The organism is Bradyrhizobium sp. CW1 (assembly GCF_023100665.1).
In the GTDB taxonomy this organism is placed as follows: domain Bacteria; phylum Pseudomonadota; class Alphaproteobacteria; order Rhizobiales; family Xanthobacteraceae; genus Bradyrhizobium; species Bradyrhizobium canariense_D.
The window spans coordinates 6,406,646-6,425,079 of the sequence record NZ_CP064684.1; the positions used below are offsets into that span (position 1 = coordinate 6,406,646).

The window sequence follows — 18,434 nt, forward strand, 5'->3', positions numbered from 1 at the left end:
ACTTCTAAATCGCGGGCTCCAAAGCATCGGCGGCCGAAACTCGGGTCGCCTGCATGATGGTTTCGGGTGCATAGCTCAGCGGGAGAGCGTTCCCTTCACACGGGAGAGGTCCAAGGTTCGATCCCTTGTGCGCCCACCATTAACCTAGCTAAATCAGCCACTTAGCGGCGAGGTTCTCCAAGTATGTGCCCCAAAAAAGCGGGGGCACAATAGGGGCACGAAGCGGGCAATGATGGTGCGAGGTCTACAGAACGGCTCGGCTGGTCATCGTACGACCGTTCGATGTTCTCCCCACCCAACCAGTGTAGGCGACCTCGTTTGTCTCGACGCGCTCTTGTCCTGCGACGTTCCTGCACTGTTTCGCTCTACCTTTAATCCTTCTCAGGCGGTAAGCGATCACTCTGCCGAGCAGCAGGACTTCGGCTGCGTCCCTAAAGAAAAACCCGCCAGCGACGTAGGGCTGACGGGTTCTCATTTGCCCGCGCGTATCCGCGGTACTCGTCACCCATCCGCGATGGCACATCGTGCAGCCATAACGATCGACGTTTAGGTTATCACCGTCTCTTGCTGGCTGATGTGTTGCTCGCCTTGATGAAGGCGACGCTCGGCCAAGGTCAAGAATGAGGGGCGGCAGCGGTCTCGCTTACCTTCGCTCTGGCTCAAAGCGACCGAGCCGCCGTGGGCCACACCAGACTTCGATCGGTTGGTTAAGAGCGGCGCCTGTGCCACCCCATTTGGGGGACCGGCAAAAAGAAAACCGATGCTGGCAATCGGAAATCGAAACCCGATTCAAACACCGCTAGGTGGCCAATGTCGCACGTCCGTTCGGCGCGTTTCAGCGCCCTACTCCAGATTTGCGCTCCCGAATATTTCACCGAAGCCGTAGATCGTGCGGCCGATAGGCGCGCTCAGTCGCGTTCTGACTACGTGCGTGCTGCTGTTCTCGATCGCCTTCGCGCTGATGGAATCGAAGTCGAGCGAGGGGCAGCCTGACATGCTTGCCAATTTCGCCCGCGCGGTCGCGCTTGGCTCACTCATCGTCATTGGCGCTGTCGCGCTGTTCGGCGGGGACAAGTCCGAAGGCGCCTTTGACGTTTCGTTTGGCCTCGCATTCGATCGGGGCCGCTGATGTTCGGTGACTCGTTCAAGTTCGTCATCGGATCGCTCTGCGTCGCCTCGCTGGTCTTAGCCGCCCCCGCATTCGGTCAAAAGACTAAGGCGCAACTCAACACAGAAGTCGGCACGACCTTCCCGGATCAGTCCACCCGCCAGATCACCCCTTCGGGCGTCCGGACGTTTCAGAATGACCTGATCAACTCGATCATGCCGACCGCGCCGGTCATCAGCGGCAATCTTGCGTGCTTCAGTGGCACTACAGGGTTGCTTCAGGATTGCGGATCGGCGCCCTCGTCAGCTCAATTGCAGCCGTACACAGCTGCGAATACATCCCCAGCATCGCAGACAATCCAGGCGCAGCTCCGCAAGATACCCGTGTCGTGTGAGGATTTCGGGACGTGCGGCACGACCGACGATACGATGAATGTGCAGGCGGCGATCAACTACGCCGCAGCTCAGGGAAGGTGTTTCCAATTCAATAGAATTTATACATTAACGACAATTATTATCGATACTGTTTCAGCGCCTTGCATGAATGGCAGAGGTGGACTAATTGCGAAAGCAGGCTCTGTTGCCAATGCACTGCTTGAAATCAAGGACTCGGTCGGTATCGTTATCGACGGCAATATTTCGCTAAACTGTAGCGGAGAAGCCGGCGTAGCGAATGGGTTCAAGTTTTGGGGCACAGGTGCCAATGCCGCTCAGTACAATCCAGGACTATTCTTTGCGGCAATCGCTGGCTGTAAGAACATGGCACAGTGAGCGCAAAACCTATCGCACCAGGAACGAGGCCAGAGCAGATGTGTTCGATTACATCGAGCGGTTCTACAACCGCGCATCAGAACACCCATCTGTCTATGTTGTTGAAGAGAAAAGACTTTGCTGATTGGGATTCGATCCCGTGGGGTATCTTGGGTTCTGTCGCGCTCGTTCGGCGATAGATCGAGCAGCAGTTGTTATCAGCGAGCTGCGGGCGAAGATCCAAGGACCATCCGACAGAGGATGGATGGCTTCGATTTCACCGGCTTCAGCGGCCAGCCGGAGCGTCTTGGGCGCGATCTTCAGGAGCTTGGCGGCGTTGCTGAGGTTTAGCCAGTGCTCGATGCCGTCCTCGGCGGGCTTGAACACCGGGATGCGATAGTGCGAGCGCAGCGAGGTAACACGCTCGCGCGTCCAGCGATTGCCGTTACCGGTCTCGAGGCCGTTGCGGTTGAGGAGGCCGGCGATCAGATCGTCGCTGGCGATCAGCACCAGTCGGCGCACAGCCTCGATGATGTTGGCGGAGGTGCTGTTACGCTGCCCGCGCCGGCGCTTGGGCAGGCGTATCTCGCTGTGAACGCCGCCGACCCAGTGGACGATGAGGACGATCTCGGAGGCCGCATCGTCGATATCGGCCACGACCTCATGGATGAGGGTGCGCACAACGCGCTTCTTGAGGCGAGCATCCGTCGTCGGCGCATCCCAGACCGCTTTGAGGTTCGAGGCTAGAACGCCGAGCGAAGCTGGATCGGCAATGGGGGCGGGCGTCGCCGCCTCATGCATTGCGATCTTGCCCTCGACCTCCGCCGCGTGAGCGAGCGCCCTGTTCCAGCGCGCTTCAAGCTCGCCCGCCACCAGCCGGTTCGCGGGGTCAGCGGCATCGTACTGCCGGAAGGCCCGGTCGGCGGCATAGCGCGCCGCTTCGAGGTCGCGACTGAGAGCATCGCGCACCTGATCCCGCCGTTCCCTGGCTTCCTTGGCGGCCGCGGTTGCAGCGGCGATAGCGCCCGGACCGACGACGCCAAGCAGCGCTTCCTCGACTGCATCATCGACGCGCAGTCCGCCGAAGCCGATGCAGTGAGGGCCACCATTGTCCATCCAGGCGCGGCTGCAGCTGTAGCGCGGGATATGGTGCTTCATGCCGGAGTATCGGAGTGTGAGCTTGCGGCCGCAGCGCTTGCACCGGATCAGGCCGGCCAGCAGCCCGTCACCATGCTTGGGCGCGCCGTGATGCCGGCCGGTGGGAATGTTGCTGCTGACCATAGTGCGGATCGCCTCGAACCTCTCCCAGCTCACATACCCTTCGTGGGTGTTGGGCTTCAGCGCCAGCCATTCGTTCCGCGCCTTGCGGCGGATCTTCACGCTCACGCCTGCGGCGCTGTATCCCGCCGCCACAGCCGTCTTACCATAGGCATAGGCGCCGCCGTAGACCGGGTTCTCAATGATCCGGTGGATGGCGGAGTAGCTTGGTCGCCGCCAGGCCGTGTCGCCGCTGGTCTGCTTCACCGGCAGATCGAGATTGTACTCGTGGAGCCAGCAGAGCGCCTGTCGCGCGCTGCCCAGTTCCTCGACCTTGTCGAACACCAGCTTGATCGCTTCCTGGACACGCCCATCCGGATCTTTCTCATAATGGTCGCCGGGCTTCACGAAGCCGACGGGCGCCGCCACAACCAACTCGCCCCGGCGCGCCTTCTCGTAGCGGGCCGAGAGCGAGCGCTGGCGCAACAGATCCAGCTCGTACTCGTTGAGGCTGCCCTTGAGCCCGAGCAGCAGGCGGTCGTTACCGTGCCTCGGTGCATAGATCGTCTCCTGATCGACCAGGACGGTATCGACCACACGACACATCTCGATGAGTTGCTGCCAATCCCGGCTGTTGCGAGCGAAGCGCGAGACCTCGCGGGCGCAAACCGCGCCAACCTTACCGAGGCAAACCTCCGCTACCATCCGCTCGAAACCGGCGCGTTGTACCCCGCCGGCGGCTGAACGACCGAGATCATCATCGATCACTTCAATCTCTGACCACCCGAGCGCCGTCAGCCGGTCCCGCATGGCGTACTGCAACGCATTGCTCTCGCGATTGTGCAACACCTCATGCGCTGAGGATTGACGCACGTAAAGAAGCGCCTTGCGCTCGAGATGATGAGGCCTGACCTTGTCAGAAATCATGACCGACCTCCTTCGCGCGCGGCGTCGCCGTCGTCGCAGCATGGTCGAGGATCAACTGCGTCATCAGACTCATAAGGGCCGCCTGCGCTTCCGCCGGCAGCTCCGACCATGCCGGCGCGCCGATGGCGCCGTTCGACAGGCCGCTCCCGAACAGATCCATCTGCTGCTGCGGCCGCGGTCGTTGATTGTGTCGGTATCCGCTCCCTGGCATTGCCGTCTGGCTTGACATGAGTCGCTCCCCGATTCTGGCCGTGAGAGCCTCTGGATGCGCCAGAAAGCGGGGCAGCTGATGGCGTTCGATCCTTCAACGCTACATCGAGAAGCGCAGAAAGCGCCGCAAGTGCATCGATCCTAACAAGCGGCTGAGCTGTCAGAAACCCGGCGTCATGGCATGCCGTCCGGTCGAACATCCATGCGGGAACTTCCAGCCAACGGTCTGCTTGCGATCCGTCCAGGGTGCAGCGAAAAACGACATCGTCGGCCTTGTCGATGGCTCCATGAACGCAAACTCGGCGCCCAAACCAAGGATGATGCCGATAAAGAACCTCGCGAAGAACGGTCCTGTGGGCGTTCTCAAACGTCGTTGTACAACACGACCCGACGTCACTCGACGATCGGTTACCTCAGCCCTGTTGAGTTCGAGCGCAAGGTGGGATTAGCTTAACCCGGTGTCCATCAAACCGGCAGCAGCTCACCTTCTTCTGATCGGTCGCCAGCTTTATCTTCTCTCTCAAAAGAAGGATGTTCGAATATTCCTTCTCGATCTCGGGATCGATGCGAAGGGATTCAAGCTGTTGGGCGTGCAGTTTGAATAGCGCAGCAATGTGCTCACTTTGGATGGGGCGCATGGCAATCAACCCCAGATTGGAAACGAACTCAGTCAGCGCAAATCAGGTAGAAAATTTTCCGAACGCACATCATAGAGCGAATTTCGGTGCGGCGTCTCGTAAAATAAACTGCCAACGTTACTGTCTTACTTTTGTAGCGCGTTACTCCTCGGGGCACGCGCCGATCACTCCCTTCAACGGAGCGAATTGCTAGAGCCCGCTAAGGACGGTATCGGACATCACAAATCTGATGATCGGCACTTTGGCTAAGCGCCATAGGCGGTCATTCTTTTGCGCAGGGCACAACCACCGATATGCGAGACGGCGGTGGGAAGCGTGCCGAGCTGCCGGGTGCACGCCACCTTGACGGCGGTCCGGATGTTCCATCTAGGGATCAAATGGACAGTCCCGCTCGCAGCGGCCAAGCTCTCACTTCCGAGCCCACGTCACAGGCGAACGACGTTCTAATGATGCCTGACCGGAATCAGCGAAGGACCATTCAGGTTAACCGGCAGTATTTCGAAGAGCACGTGCACCATAGGTGTATCCGTCTTGTTAAAAACGGTGTGGTTTATATCCCCAGATTCAAAGAAGAAATCGCCCGGGGCGTAAACTACAGTCTTATCCGGCAAGACGTAAGTCATGTAGCCGGAGGTGACTTGGCGGATGCCGGGGCCCTCGTGATTGTGCTCACCCAAAGCGGCCTTCAAAGTGGCTCGAAAATCATCTGCCAGCCCTTTCGGGTGTCCATGTATTCGCGAACCAGCTTGATCCGCTCGCCCGAAAGGACAAAAGCGAAGCAATAGTCATTCTCGTAGGGCTTGCCTCCAGGAAGAGTGGCTCGCATTCGCTCCTCGACGACCACAGTATCGCCATCGGCATGAATGCCCCGAAACGAGATGTCGACGTTCGAGAACAGATGATGCATTTCCGAGGCAATAAAGTGTGCGATTTGGTCCGGTCCAATCATGTGGTCGGTGTGCTTGAGAGCGACCGCCGTGGCATTTCCGGCCGGTGCGATCCATTCGGCATCGGGAGTAAACAGCTCGGCGATTAGCCTCGCATCACGGGTTTGAAACGTCTTCCAGGCATTGATCACGACCTCTTTAGGATTCGTGCTGTTCATCTTTTGCTTCTCCAAGTGCTCAGCGAGTCTGCACCTTCTCTATAAGAAGGGCGCACCGATATCGCTGGCCGGAATCGGACCTGATCATCTCAGGACTGTTATTCTGGCCACCCCTGCGGTAAGATGAGTCATGCTCAGTTTTGAGGTATGCAACACCGCGCGCTTGCAGCGCGATACGCGCTATGACGGCCGTTTCTACACGGCAGTGAAGACCACGGGGATCTACTGCCGCCCAGTTTGCCCAGTGAAGCAGCCGTTGACCCGTAACGTGGCCTTACTATCAAACTGCGGCGGCCGCCGAGGCTGCGGGATACCGGCCTTGCCTGCGTTGCCGTCCGGAGACCGCGCCCTTCTGTGCTGCCTGGAATGGCACGCGTTCGACAGTCGCGCGGGCCTTGAAATTGATCGATGGTGGCGCGTTAGATGACGCTTCGGTTGCCTCACTGGCCGATCGGCTCGGGGTAAGCTCGCGCCACCTTGCGCGTCTGTTCGAGCGGTACGTCGGGGCCAGCCCCCAACAGGTCGCGAAGACCAGGCGTGTACAGCGGGCGAAGCGCCTCCTTGACGAGACGACTGAACCATTGGCCCAGATCGCCTACCGAGCTGGCTTTGGCAGTGTGCGCCGATTCAACGTAAGCGCGAATTTCCCTGCACCTTTTGCTTTTGAGTGCTCTGATGCATGAGGTGTCCACCAAAATAGGTGGACACCTTGTGATGGCAGACGATGATCAGAAACTGCGGGTCAGGCTTGTTGGTCGGAACGGTCGCCGGCGCTACGAGGCGGCATCGAAGGAGCGTCTTGTCGCGAGTTGTCTTGAGCCTGGCGTTTCGGTATCGAGACTTGCGCTCGAACACGGGGTCAACGCGAACCTGCTTCGGAAATGGATCAAGAAGCACACCGCGACCAGGTCTCTCCCGCGGTCTCCCCCATCGGCGTTCATCCCGGTTCAACTTGAGGGGGCTTCCGATCGCGCCCTGTCGCGGGGGAGCAGCGTGGCGATGGTGGGTTTGCCGGCGGCTTGCGATGAAGTGCGCGGGTCGGAACCCAAGGGGACTACAGCTTTTTGTTCTCCGGCCAAAGTGAGCGCGTCGCTGCCGAACGGCGTGAAGGTCGCGCTGGAATGCGGCGATGTGGATGCATTGACGGCGATCATCGGAGCCCTGGGCCATGTTCAGACTGGGCGGTGACCTGCAGGTCTATCTGCACCGTGAGCCGATCGACTTCCGGGCTGGCATCAACAGCCTTGCGGTTCTGGTCCAGGAGACGATGGCGCTCGATCCGTTCGCTCCGGCGGTTTTTGCGTTCTGCAATCGCCGTTGCGACCGGATGAAGTTGCTGTTCTTCGACCGGTCCGGCTTTGTGCTGGTCCTGAAGCGGCTGACCGAGGACAAGTTCCGATGGCCGCGCCGCCAGGAGGCGGTCGTCACGCTGACGACCGAGCAATTGCACTGGATCCTTGACGGCATCGATATCGATGCGATGGTCCGCCATCCGGTGCGGCAATATCAGGTTGCCGGCTGAGCTCTCGACTTGAGCGGTTGACGCGTCGGTACGGTTCAGATTCAAGAATCCGATGAATCGAACCGGCGAACCGAGTGTCGAAGCGCTGTTGGCGCGCATTGCTGCGCTGCAGGTGGAGAATCGTCAGCTCACGGAGCGCGTCGTCAGGCTCGAGGAAGAACTGGCGCTGGCACGCCTGCATCGTTTTGCGCCGCGCAGCGAAAAGCACGTCGACCGTCTGTTCAATGAAGCCGAGCAGGCCGCCGACGAGGATGATGCCGGCAGCGAAACGGACAATATCGCCGAACTTCCGGACACGGGCTTGCCACCCGTCGAAAGCACAACGGGAAAGAAGCGCGGCCGCAGACCGCTGCCGGCGAACCTGCCGCGTGAGCGGGTCGAGTATGACCTGCCCGACGATCAGAAGGCGTGTCCTTGCTGCCGTGGCCAGATGCATCGCATGGGCGAGACTGTCACCGAGCAACTTCATATCGAGGTGAAGGCGAAGGTTTTACAGAATGTGCGCTTCAAATATGGGTGCCGCCATTGCGATCGCACCGGGATCAATGCCCCTGTCGTGACCGCGCCGATGCCGACGCAGCCCTTGCCGGGCAGCGTTGCCACGGCCTCAACGCTGGCGTTCGCGCTGGTTCACAAATATGTCGATGGCACGCCGCTCTACCGTCTGGCGCAGGCCTTCGAACGCGCAGGTGTTCCTGTCAGCCGCGGCGCTTTGGGTCACTGGGTGATCGGCTCGAGCGAGAAGCATCTGCATCGCATCTCAGACGCCCTGAAGCTGCGGCTCAGACTGCAACCTCTCATCCATGGCGACGAGACGACGGTTCAGGTCCTCAAGGAGAAGGACAAAAAAGCCACCAGCACATCGTACATGTGGGCTTATCGCAGCGGCCAGGGCAGTCACGAGCCCATCGTTCTTCTGGATTATCAGCCGGGCCGCGGCCAGATCCACCCGCAGGCCTTCCTCGGCGATTACCGTGGCATCGTGATGAGTGACGGCTATACCGCATGGCGCACGCTGGAAGGGACCACCCACATTGGATGCATGGCCCACTCCCGACGGCGCTTTGTCGATGCCCTCAAGGCGAGGAAGAAGGGCGGCGGCCCGCCAGAGCAGGCGCTGCGGTTCTTCGAACAGCTTTACCGGGTTGAAAGGCAGGCGCGGGACGAAAAACCAGACAGAGGCGAAACGCCAGATCAATGCATTCGCCGCTTCCGCCAGCAACACAGCATTCCCGTCCTGAACGCCCTCAAGGAATGGCTCGATCAAATCGCCCCGAAGGTCTTGCCCGACAGCAAGCTTGGCGATGCCGTATCCTACACTCTGAACCAATGGTCATATCTGACGCGCTACACGCAAGACGGCAGGATGCCGATCGACAACAATCTCCTGGAGCGCGATATCAGAATCTTTGCCACTGGCAGAAAGAGCTGGCTGTTCAGCGACACCGTCGAGGGAGCCAGGGCCAGTGCCGTCGTCTACAGTCTGATGCTGACCTGCCGCGCCTCACGCGTCGAGCCGTTAGCCTGGTTGCGCCACGTGCTCACCGAATTGCCTCAGCGCGCCGACGACGCCGATATCACCGACCTGCTGCCCTTCAACTTCCCCAAAACCGCCGCTGCCTGAACGGGTCAGATGCCGCCCTCGATACGAAGGCCATCCGTCAAAAGCGCGGGCGTCATCGTGCGGAGAAAATCGCGCTTACGATTCAACGCCGTCTTTCGCGAACTCTATGGGCGCTCGCCCTCCAGCATTCGCCACCGCCGCAGAGTATTCGCCTGAGATCGGGCATCCCAACGTTGGTCCGCTGTTGGCCCCTTCGCGTCCGTTGATGCGGCGTCGGTCCATGTCCGCTCAAGAGGACAGACCGGAGGTTTGCAGCAGCGCTAGACAGACCGACCCATTGCAGAAGTGAGATGGTGTTGGGGTGATCTTGCGACCGGTACTGTGGGCTGTCGTTCTCCGACGCTTCTAAGCGATTGCGGCAACCAGGGCTTAACCAGAGACTTGAGCGGGAAATTCACCAGTGCGCTCTACCCAAAGTCGGGCTTTGATTGAACGCCTCAAGGAACGTTGAGCAGAGCTGAAAGGGTGCCCAGCATGGAAGTACAAGCGGCAAGATCTCTCTTCAAGACGATCGGCTTCGTATTCGGGCTGTTCTGTCTTCTTCTGACCTATGCTTCAGGCGTTCGATTTTACGAACACGTGCTGGGGGGCCGATCCATGCCAGAGCACGGGGCGAGCCTGGCGCTCGACGTTGGCGGGAATGTCCTCCTCTTGGGCATGAGTGGCTTCGGGTTGGTTGCAGTGTTGCTCATCGCCCGAAGAGGGTTTGACCGAGTTGTAGGGAACTGGCCATACGTCGTTCCTGCCATCTTGGTCGCTGTGTTTTGCGCGACGATGGCCGCTACGCTGGGCGCCAGACGAATGACCTGGGTTCTTCCTGCGGCCAGTCTCTTCGGCCTCATCGGGCTATGGGCCGGATGGAGTGTTCTTAGGCAGCATGGATTGCCGATCACTGCCCGCGTCTCGGATATGTCCCTGATCCGAAGACAGAACGAGACCGGCCAGTGACGGGGGCGTCCCGAACGTACGTCAGCTTTGTGGCCCATCGCGTCGGCTGGCGCAGTGCACAGGCAGGCCGGGACTCAGGGGCGAGCAGAAGTCATCGCCTCCGGTGCGGACCGCCGCCTTTGACCCAAGTCGGACATCATTCCTCCGGTACGCCGGCCACGCGCAGCCCTTTCAGGATGCGCCTACTTCCCTCGAGATACACCGCACTATTGCCCATTGAGATGCTCTGCACCCGACGAATAGTAAATGTGGGATCGAGCGCTTGCCCTGCTTTCGCAGCGGCGTACGCGTCGTTCAGCTTGCCAAGTAAGGCGAGAGCAGCCGCAAGCCCAAAATGTACGAGGGGATAATTTCGGTTGACTTCGATACCGCGAAGGAACCAGCTGACTGCTTCGTTATCTGCTCCGATCTGCAACTTGGAAAACCCGACTGGCGACAGCCATCGGTAGGCAAGGATGTCACGAGGAGAGAGGCGCAATGCTTGATTTACGTGAGCCTCGGTCTCTGCGCCGCAGCCCATCATATACTTAGCGAGACCAATCATCGCGTGGGCGTCAGCAAAATTGCGATCCAATTCCAACGCTCGCTCGCACTCTGTCAGGCCTTGAAGCGCGCGGTTCGTATGCATCAAGACGATCCCTAGGAGCAAATGTGCAAAGGGATGATTCGGTGCATGGGACAGCGCCTCTAGGAGTATCGTCTCTGCGGCTGCTAGCCGAAGAGATAGGTCGTCGATCAAAAAGATCGATGAGGATGTCACATCGACCGCCGCCATCCAGACCGTCGCGTCAATGTTTTCAGCGTCGATCGCCAATGCCCGCTCGAAACAAAGGCGAGCTTGTGTCAGGGATCTAGACGTAAGGCCCTCATTGAATGAATGGCGGCCTCGGAAAATCAGATCCATGGCGTCGGGGTTCGGCGTGTTTTCCGCTCGCCGTGCCTCAGCCTCAATCAGCTGGGCATTTACTGTGTTCGCCAGCCGCGCAACGATCTCGTCCTGCATGTCGAGCAGGTCAGCGATAGATTTGTCGAATCGGTCAGCCCAGAGGTGACTACCTGTTTCGGTATCGACAAGCTGCACGTTCACTCGCAGCCGGGTGCGGTCACGCTGTATGGAACCTTCGAGTGCGTACCGGACCTTCAGTTCGCGACCGATCTGTTTGAGGTCAGCGACCTTTCCTCTGTAGGTGAATGCTGTGCGTCGGCCAATGACGAACGAGCCTCTAATGCGCGACAAATCCGTGGTCAGGCTCTCGGTCACGCCATCTACGAAGTAGTCTTGCTCGGCATCACCGCTGAGGTTGGTAAAAGGCAACACAACGACGGAAAAATGAGGTGGCGAAACCGGGGCCTGTCTTGTGCGCCTAGTCTCTGATGCCAACTTATCTCCATCCCGGATCATCGCATAAGCCCGGACAGGGTTGGCGATGTTCTTGAGATGTTGTTCGCCCATATCGGCGAACTCAGCGTCGACCTTGCCTCGGACGTGTTCGTAGACAGAAGCCGACACGCATATGCCACCCGGCTCTGCAATGCTCTCCAGCCTTACCGCTTTGTTGACGCCGTCTCCAAAGATATCGTGGGGCTCGACGATGACGTCGCCAATATTGATGCCTACGCGGAAAGCAATACGTGTTTCGTCGGCGTCACCTATTGTAAGTTCCTTGATGAGCGTTTGAAATTGTACGGCAGCCCGCACCGCTTGGACGGCGCTCGAAAATTCTGCCAAGAACCCGTCGCCGGTATTCTTCACGATGCGGCCCCGGTGTTCGGTGATTGCTGGGTTGACAGCGTCCGCCAAGAGCGCGGCAAATTTGGCATGCGTAGGCTCTTCATCGGTATGCATTAGCCGCGAATAGCCAGCCACGTCGGCCGCCAATATCGCTGACAATCTGCGTTCGACCCGGACTGGCCGTTCTTGCACCATGGCTTAGAATCCAAACCTGGGCGATTGTACATCAGATCGAACAGGATTCCACCTAACCGATGTCTCCTATTGGCCGATTTTGTTGCAAAAGTTGGCTGCAATGGATTTGGCCGCTGGGCCTTTTGTTGAGCCGCGCTTTGAAGCGCTGGCCCTGACGCATTTTACGCAACTTTGACGCTACGCTACGCGATGCGCAGAACCTGAGCCGGCGGCGGTCGTGCGACCAGCGATGCAAACCGCCTCAGATTCTGAGCGATGGCGGCTAGAACAAACTCATCCTGGGCACCTTGCGGGCCTCGCAATCGGAGCCGACCAAGCTTCAGGATGCGCTTCAAGTGTGCGAACCTCATCTCGATCTTCTTGCGCTGACGCCGAGAGAGCTCGAAGCCCTCGGTGCCAGCGAACGACCGGGCAACGTCTCGGGCATGCTCATGGATATCGCGCGGGATCTTGCGTGATGGTTCCTTTGGGCAGCACTGCGGTTTGAGCGGGCATACATCGCAGTCGAGCTTGCTGGCACGATACAGAAGGGTCTTGCCCTCGTGCACGGTACCGCTCGTCCCAAGCCGCTTACCACCCGGGCAGTGGTAAACGTCCCCGGTTGGGTCATATCGAAAGTCGCTCCGCGAGAAGGTGCCATCATCCCGCTTCGACTTATCGAACACAGGGATATGCGGCGCGATGCCCTTCTCCTCGACCAGCCAGTTCAGCATCGGAGCCGCTCCGTAAGCGGTATCCCCGACAAGTCGCTCTGGCTTGAGACCAAAGCGCTCCTCGGTTCGTTCGATCATGGTTTTTGCTGCACCGACCTCGGCCTGGCGAATGGCGCGGGAGGCCTCGACATCCACGATGACGCCGAACTTCACGTCGATGAGATAGTTGTCGGAGTACGCGAAGAATGCCGGCCCCTTGTGAGCGCCGGTCCACTGCGCTGCCGGATCGGATGGCGAGACAAACTTCGGGATGACATCGCTGGCGGCGCCCCACGCCGGATCGTCGAGGGTTGCCAAATACTCCTTCACCGCGCGGCTGGACCTGGCCGGATCGCGATCCCTGCGCCAGTCCTGACCTGCGATCGAGCGCTGCTTGTTCGCGTCGGCCGCAATCAGGCTCGCATCGACTGCAAATCCTTCGCCACCAACCAGACCGGCGGCAATGCATGTCTCGACAATCCGTTCGAACACGCGGCGGAGAACATCTCCATCACGGAAGCGCTCGTTGCGGGCGCGCGAAAATGCCGAATGATCCGGGACAGCGTCCTCGATACCAAGCTTGCAGAACCAGCGATAGGCGAGGTTCACCTGCACTTCACGGCAGATCAGCCGTTCCGAGCGGATCGCAAAGACATACCCCACGACCAGCATCCGGATCATCAGTTCCGGATCAATCGACGGGCGCCCCATCGACGAATAGTGAGATGCTAGTTCACCGCGAAGCCAGGACAGATCGAGAGCAGCATCGATCTTCCGCACCAGATGATCTTCGGGTATCGCGTCGCCAAGACGAAACTCGTAGAACAGTTGACCTTGGTCACTCTTCAGACGGCCCATCATGGATCGACCTCGCCGAGATTCGCGTCAACACAACGGAATCACGATTCGTGACTTGTCTCAACCGACTTTTGCAACAAAATCGGCCCTTCGACGAAGTGGCAGCATCGCTCCACGAGGTCCGCTTATTGAGGCATGGCAGGCCAGATTTGCTCACGTTCAGTTCTTCGTATTTTGACCCGCAACTGACTTTCGAACGGTTGCGATGTTGGGCGGCCCCGAACTCATGCTGATTCGATGAAAAAGGGTGTAGAGCCAGAGCGCTCGCTCGGTATCCGGGTGATCGACTTGGCCGTAGCCTCTTAGGAGGGCTGATGGCTGCGCGGGTCTTCGTGGGAAGAGCAGAACAGGGCCTTGGCCAAGTCGAAGAGCTTGGTCGGTGAAGCTTGGTGCGTAACTCTAATTTGCATTCTGGCCAAGCCGCTACAGCTGGCTGGAAGTTGGTTGAAATCTACTACGGGATCGTCAAGCAAGACCTTGGATGGGGGCACGCATTAGGCTCGTCGGAAATTTCCGAGCTCCAGAGGCTTGCGCCTGTCGATAACTTGTTAAACCATGGCTCTCTTTTGATGAAGCTTGCACATGGCCCTTTCCGTTAGATTTTACCTCTTTGCCGAAGACGGGCTAAAGCGCATTTCGCAGCGCGTGATGATGGCGCTGGTGCATGCCCAGGATGCCATGCCGCAATATGCCGGCACAAAACAAAAGGTTGCTGATGTAATTCTGGAGGTGGAGGACGGAAAGCCGCTCCGTATCCAGCAGGCAGAAGGCACCTTTCTGAGATTTGATGAGCGTGGACAAGTTCGCGAGGGCCTCGTCGCCTCAGGATTTGCGGCTCTCAATACAGGTCTCGCACTGCAAGAAGCTCTTCGAAAACCGCCTAGCAAAGTCGTCAACCTCGCTCCAAAGCTCAATCGAGAGAAATGGGAGCGCGAGAATCGCTGGACGTTGTCCAAAGAGGATCTCGATCTGATCGCTGATGACATCTGGGGCCGTAAGCGCGTGGCTGCATCCAAGGTGGAAAGGGCGAAGGGGACAGTACCCAAATCTCCGCAAATCACTTTTGACGCGCGCGAGGCGCTGCGAGAAATTCAAACCGGCATCTCGAGTATCGACAACAAGCTGACCTGGTTGAGCGAACCGTCCCTGAAGGGGGTTGCGCATGAATCCCGACAGAACGCCAAGAGTGACGTGGACGGACCGTTCTGGCTCGCTGTGGCGCAGGCCGCCGATCGTTATCATGAGCTTCTTGTCAGACGCCGCACTGGACGAGGCGCTTGGTATGCCGTGGTTTCTATTCTGCATTGGGACGCTGTCCGTCGAACGGCCGATACCAGCGCCTCTTTTCATGAGCGTTGTGCTTCCAAAAAAGAAGCAGAGGACGCGGTGCGGCGGCTCTTGGCCGAGCACGGAAAGCTTTTCAGCGCCATAGCGCGATCGGCAACAAGGCGCCGATATCGCTGTTGAATGGCTCATCGGCGCCCCCGCCGGCATGAGCTAAACCCCGGAAAATTCCAGCATCAGCTGGCCTAGTTTTGGGGAGCACTTCAGCACTTCAAAGCGGAAGTGCTCTCTGAATTGGAATGGGATGATAAGGAGGAGCAGCGCGCTACTTAATGGCCAGAACAGCGCATGAACATATTCCCCGGATTTCCCCCGGGTGTTGCAGCTTCGTTCTGCCATCTAGTGCCGGTAACTGCCGAAAGCCAGCAAACCACAAAGGGCGAATACGCCTATAATATCAGAGGGATTGGTGGTGGCCGCACAAGGGATCGAACCTTGGACCTCTCCCGTGTGAAGGCGCTACCAGCCATTGTAATTGTTGATGGATTTTTATCTGATCGGGCATTCCCCGCGACTTCCCCGGTTCACCCACCTTGTTGAGCATTGGTTGCGACTCTGGCAATCTTCTGTGATGGCCTCTAATCCGGACGCTCAACTTTTTGCGCAGTTTCTGGACGCCAAGGGCGTCTCGAACAAATGTCCTCGCTGCAATACCTCGAATTGGTTGTTGAACAACCAGCCTTCCCCTTGGGGTGGGATTTGGGGGAAGAATGCGGAGGGCAGCTTTTCGCTGGACTCGCCGATTTTCGAGATATCGATCTTGATCTGCACCAACTGTGGATTCGTCAGTCCCCACGCGAAGCATTATTATGACCAATGGGTGGAGGGGCGGAAAGAGAAATGAGCGAGCAGTCAGCGACTTCCGGAGGCATTGCCGAAGGGCATACGCCTGCTGCTCGCATATCAATGCCTGCTTTTGTGGATTGGCACATGATTCTTGATCGCGAGCTTGACCAACTTACCCAGCCGCAGTCGGGGCTGCTTGGGTCCCTCGGCTTCGTAGGCTTGGGGGCGGTGCTCGGCCTGATCGGCTCTTTTGTCGCGGCGCTTGAGAAGCTCGCCACGATTCCTGCCGCTCCTGTATCCAAGGCCGATATCAGTAATCTGCTGGCGTTTCCGGCCTGCATCGTGCTTACCGCTATTTGTCTTTTACTCGCGTTCCTGTCATGGCGGCGCAATTCTGGCCTCGCTGATGAAATCCGTAAGCGACCTAAGCACGCTTCCTTCTAGAAAGAGCAGTATCCGGCACCGGCAGCAGATCCGCCTGCCGCGCCTCCGCGCTCGCCATCGTGTGATTGTACCGATCAGCCGAGTCAGGATCCTTCCATCGGCCGGTGCGGGTCAGCCCATAGGTGTCGAGCCCGCCGTAGCGGTGCATCCAGGTGCCGTAGGTGTGGCAGAAGATGTGGAAGCCGCGCATGCGGCGCGGCAGCACGACGCCGGCGCGGTCCAGCGCCAGGTAGAGCATCTTGTAGAGCCGGCCGCCTTTGCAGAACCGGAACAGCCGCTCATCGCCATGGCGGTCGAGGAACGGCTCACCGGCACCAATGCGGTTTCGGCCGGCAGCACCGTTGGCCAATACCGTCCCGGCGGCCTTTCGGGGCCGGGTGGGGCGGGGCGGCGCCTTTCGAAACGCTTCCACCACGATCGGTGGCAGGTGTACCGGGCGGGGCTCGCTGTTCTTTGTGGTGCCCAGATAAAGCAGCGCCTGGTCCAGCTTCAGCCCGCGTAGCAAGGCCTCTTCCGTCACATCCCCAAGCCGCATACCTGTGTAGAGCAACGTGAGACAGAACAGGCCGAACTCAGGCTCGATTGCATAGGCCTCGCGGATCACGGCAAAGGCCTGGTCCGGCTCGAGCCATTCGGTGGCCTTGCTGCCGCGCCAGCCCTTGGGCCGGCGGATCTTCAGTTCGATGCCGGCGTGCTTAAGCACGGCCGATACGGGCGTGTAGAATTGGCGGTTCAGCGTAGTAGCGGGCGCCAGAGGGTAGACGCCGCGCGCGGCGTTGTCGATTGCGATCTGGTCGATGCTGGAGAGCGGTTTGTCGCGCAGGGCGTGGTCGCGAGTGGCTTCGATGATCTTGCCCAGAAACTTGGCCTCGCCGCCGGCCTTGAGATAGGCGAGCGCCGCATCGGCGAAGGTGGGCGGCCGAGGTGCCTCGACTACCTCCGGAGCGGGACGATAGCCTCCCCGGCAGAGCCAAGCTGAAGAGCTTCTTCCGCGTTGCCGCACTCGATCTCCTGCACATCGAGTGTCTTCTGCCCCAGTCGTCGAGCGTCGATCCGCGCGAAGCTAATGACCTCCACGGAAGCATCTACTCAAAGTTCATCGCGAAGTTGCGGATTGACTTCGCTCAGGTCAGTCCGCTCCGAGAGCTACTGCCGGATCGACTCCTGGTAAAGCTCGTGCGCTTTATAGGCTTCGAGTTCGACTTCGTCCTCGAATTCACCGCAGACGATCACGTCAATTTCGTTGCCAAGCCGGTCACTCTTGCGCTTGCGAGCGAGCTCAAGCCGGCGTGCGTGCGGGATTTTGCCGAGAACGGAAAGGCCGTCGCGCCGATCTCCCGGCATTCCAGGGCGGCGCCGCCGCCTTTTTTGGCTACGAGCTGAACAGGACGCTGGAACGATACCGTCGGGAGGCATCGCTTGCCTCAGGCACTCCTATATCTTTACGAGGCGTGATAAGCTTGGATTACCGCCATGACAAATGCTGGTCCTTTCTACCGGGTGGCCGGAGCAGGATCCGGTTCGCCGGCGTGAGAGAGCTCGCCGAACAGTCGAAGAATTTGTTGGGCTGGTTACAGTCTCAGCCCCCTCCTTTACACCAGGCCAGGCCGTCACGGCTGTACAACGCGTGATTGATCTGTCGGGTGACGCCTTCCAGGTCAACATTGCGCAGCGCTTCAGCGCTCGCCTGGCGAACTCGTTCGATCTGATAGCCTTCTATTGTCAGCTGCGGAAAATGAATTCGGCTCCCTTTGCCGACCTTCTTCGGTATGGCGAGCTCACCATTGCATCGAGTTCGCCCGAGCATTTCACAAAAGTTTGACGCGCCGGCAGATCAGCTCAAAAGCGCGGCCGATCGCGCGAAATGCCTGCTCACCATCGCTGAAATCGCCGCTCACCATCAGCGAAACGCGGAGGCCTTGGGAATAAAGCTCGCGAAGCGTGTCGGTATGAAAAGGCAACGTCGCCATTGCGCACAATATCTCTGTGATCCTCCACTGCATTTCCCTCGACGGCACGTCGTTTGACTGGGGCCACGCGCCGGCCCGGCCTTAATTTGCAAGTTTCTGGCCCGGTCCGCCGGGCCGGCGATGTCCCGCTGAGACGGTGGTCGTGGTGACCTCGGTCAATCGACTGGTGGCGAGCTCGCCCGCCCGCCGTTGCAGAGGATGACCCACCCCATCCGGACATCATCATGAGGCGCTTGCGATCTCGGAAAGGACCATAACCCCGGCGACGGGCAGCTGATCGCATTGCATTTAGGTGACGGCTAATCGACCAAGAGAACCGAGCTGG

At 59.2% G+C, this 18,434-nt stretch carries 20 protein-coding genes, 1 tRNA gene and 1 pseudogene; 13 read left to right on the forward strand and 9 right to left on the reverse strand.

Annotated elements, in window-relative coordinates:
* The first annotated feature begins 64 nt into the window (after nucleotides 1-64).
* The 3 genes from IVB54_RS31060 (at nucleotide 65) to IVB54_RS31070 (ending at nucleotide 1,878) form a co-directional block, all read left to right on the forward strand.
* Nucleotides 65-139 (forward strand) — tRNA-Val (locus IVB54_RS31060).
* 792 nt (nucleotides 140-931) lie between these two features.
* On the forward strand, nucleotides 932-1,129 hold the full coding sequence (locus IVB54_RS31065; protein WP_247371227.1) for a hypothetical protein: 198 nt from the start codon (nucleotides 932-934) through the stop codon (nucleotides 1,127-1,129).
* Entirely contained in the window at nucleotides 1,129-1,878 is a 750-nt protein-coding gene (locus IVB54_RS31070) for a hypothetical protein (protein ID WP_247371224.1), read from the forward strand. The genes IVB54_RS31065 and IVB54_RS31070 overlap by 1 nt, the downstream gene beginning before the upstream one ends.
* A 93-nt stretch (nucleotides 1,879-1,971) precedes the next feature.
* On the opposite strand, the gene IVB54_RS31075 is transcribed toward IVB54_RS31070, so the two are convergent.
* Nucleotides 1,972-4,041, reverse strand: a complete 2,070-nt coding sequence (locus IVB54_RS31075; protein ID WP_247776602.1) for a recombinase family protein — start codon at nucleotides 4,039-4,041, stop codon at nucleotides 1,972-1,974.
* Entirely contained in the window at nucleotides 4,031-4,201 is a 171-nt protein-coding gene (locus IVB54_RS31080) for a hypothetical protein (RefSeq protein ID WP_247293539.1), read from the reverse strand. The genes IVB54_RS31075 and IVB54_RS31080 overlap by 11 nt, the downstream gene beginning before the upstream one ends.
* Nucleotides 4,202-4,709: 508 nt before the next feature.
* Here IVB54_RS31080 and IVB54_RS31085 point away from each other — a divergent pair.
* Nucleotides 4,710-4,856 (forward strand): hypothetical protein, encoded by a 147-nt coding sequence (locus IVB54_RS31085; protein ID WP_247338444.1) that lies wholly within the window; start codon nucleotides 4,710-4,712, stop codon nucleotides 4,854-4,856.
* 476 nt (nucleotides 4,857-5,332) lie between these two features.
* Here IVB54_RS31085 and IVB54_RS31090 read toward each other — a convergent pair whose 3' ends face one another.
* On the reverse strand, nucleotides 5,333-5,671 hold the full coding sequence (locus tag IVB54_RS31090) for a cupin domain-containing protein (protein WP_346348203.1): 339 nt from the start codon (nucleotides 5,669-5,671) through the stop codon (nucleotides 5,333-5,335).
* Complete coding sequence (locus tag IVB54_RS31095) at nucleotides 5,575-5,994, reverse strand: nuclear transport factor 2 family protein (RefSeq protein ID WP_247367270.1); 420 nt, start codon at nucleotides 5,992-5,994, stop codon at nucleotides 5,575-5,577. The genes IVB54_RS31090 and IVB54_RS31095 overlap by 97 nt, the downstream gene beginning before the upstream one ends.
* Before the next feature lie 130 nt (nucleotides 5,995-6,124).
* On the opposite strand from IVB54_RS31095, the pseudogene IVB54_RS31100 reads away from it, so the two are divergent.
* From IVB54_RS31100 to IVB54_RS31120, 5 genes and pseudogenes are all read left to right on the forward strand, one after another.
* Nucleotides 6,125-6,677 (forward strand): annotated as a pseudogene (locus IVB54_RS31100) (Ada metal-binding domain-containing protein).
* Between the two features lie 31 nt (nucleotides 6,678-6,708).
* On the forward strand, nucleotides 6,709-7,182 hold the full coding sequence (locus IVB54_RS31105) for a transposase (protein ID WP_247297715.1): 474 nt from the start codon (nucleotides 6,709-6,711) through the stop codon (nucleotides 7,180-7,182).
* A complete protein-coding gene (gene tnpB, locus IVB54_RS31110; RefSeq protein WP_148750250.1) occupies nucleotides 7,163-7,516 on the forward strand; it encodes an IS66 family insertion sequence element accessory protein TnpB in 354 nt (117 codons plus the stop codon). Before IVB54_RS31105 ends, tnpB begins: the two co-directional genes overlap by 20 nt.
* A gap of 52 nt (nucleotides 7,517-7,568) precedes the next feature.
* Nucleotides 7,569-9,140 carry an IS66 family transposase gene (locus IVB54_RS31115; protein WP_247384585.1) on the forward strand — a complete coding sequence of 524 codons (1,572 nt, stop codon included), beginning with the start codon at nucleotides 7,569-7,571 and terminating at the stop codon, nucleotides 9,138-9,140.
* Between the two features lie 474 nt (nucleotides 9,141-9,614).
* Nucleotides 9,615-10,088 (forward strand): hypothetical protein, encoded by a 474-nt coding sequence (locus IVB54_RS31120; protein WP_247338441.1) that lies wholly within the window; start codon nucleotides 9,615-9,617, stop codon nucleotides 10,086-10,088.
* Between the two features lie 136 nt (nucleotides 10,089-10,224).
* On the opposite strand, the gene IVB54_RS31125 is transcribed toward IVB54_RS31120, so the two are convergent.
* Entirely contained in the window at nucleotides 10,225-12,015 is a 1,791-nt protein-coding gene (locus IVB54_RS31125) for an adenylate/guanylate cyclase domain-containing protein (RefSeq protein ID WP_247338440.1), read from the reverse strand.
* A gap of 182 nt (nucleotides 12,016-12,197) precedes the next feature.
* Complete coding sequence (locus IVB54_RS31130; protein WP_026233905.1) at nucleotides 12,198-13,568, reverse strand: IS1182 family transposase; 1,371 nt, start codon at nucleotides 13,566-13,568, stop codon at nucleotides 12,198-12,200.
* 579 nt (nucleotides 13,569-14,147) lie between these two features.
* On the opposite strand from IVB54_RS31130, the gene IVB54_RS31135 reads away from it, so the two are divergent.
* The 3 genes from IVB54_RS31135 to IVB54_RS31145 all read left to right on the forward strand — a co-directional run bounded on the left by IVB54_RS31135 (nucleotide 14,148) and on the right by IVB54_RS31145 (nucleotide 16,139).
* Nucleotides 14,148-15,032 carry a hypothetical protein gene (locus IVB54_RS31135; protein ID WP_247368937.1) on the forward strand — a complete coding sequence of 295 codons (885 nt, stop codon included), beginning with the start codon at nucleotides 14,148-14,150 and terminating at the stop codon, nucleotides 15,030-15,032.
* A 358-nt stretch (nucleotides 15,033-15,390) separates the two neighbouring features.
* Nucleotides 15,391-15,753: a hypothetical protein gene (locus IVB54_RS31140; protein ID WP_247368940.1), complete on the forward strand. Its 363-nt coding sequence runs from the start codon at nucleotides 15,391-15,393 to the stop codon at nucleotides 15,751-15,753.
* Nucleotides 15,750-16,139, forward strand: coding sequence for a hypothetical protein (locus IVB54_RS31145; RefSeq protein WP_247336284.1), 390 nt, complete (start codon nucleotides 15,750-15,752; stop codon nucleotides 16,137-16,139). Before IVB54_RS31140 ends, IVB54_RS31145 begins: the two co-directional genes overlap by 4 nt.
* On the opposite strand, the gene IVB54_RS31150 is transcribed toward IVB54_RS31145, so the two are convergent.
* Both IVB54_RS31150 and IVB54_RS31155 read right to left on the reverse strand, forming a co-directional pair.
* Nucleotides 16,120-17,142, reverse strand: a complete 1,023-nt coding sequence (locus IVB54_RS31150; RefSeq protein ID WP_247477909.1) for a site-specific integrase — start codon at nucleotides 17,140-17,142, stop codon at nucleotides 16,120-16,122. The genes IVB54_RS31145 and IVB54_RS31150 overlap by 20 nt on opposite strands.
* Before the next feature lie 143 nt (nucleotides 17,143-17,285).
* Nucleotides 17,286-17,483, reverse strand: a complete 198-nt coding sequence (locus IVB54_RS31155; protein WP_247335417.1) for a Dabb family protein — start codon at nucleotides 17,481-17,483, stop codon at nucleotides 17,286-17,288.
* Nucleotides 17,484-17,766: 283 nt separating this feature from the next.
* On the opposite strand from IVB54_RS31155, the gene IVB54_RS31160 reads away from it, so the two are divergent.
* A complete protein-coding gene (locus tag IVB54_RS31160; RefSeq protein WP_247335419.1) occupies nucleotides 17,767-17,961 on the forward strand; it encodes a chorismate-binding protein in 195 nt (64 codons plus the stop codon).
* On the opposite strand, the gene IVB54_RS31165 is transcribed toward IVB54_RS31160, so the two are convergent.
* Entirely contained in the window at nucleotides 17,948-18,109 is a 162-nt protein-coding gene (locus IVB54_RS31165; RefSeq protein ID WP_247300649.1) for a hypothetical protein, read from the reverse strand. The two genes, IVB54_RS31160 and IVB54_RS31165, sit on opposite strands and share 14 nt — an antisense overlap.
* Between the last annotated feature and the right edge of the window lie 325 nt (nucleotides 18,110-18,434).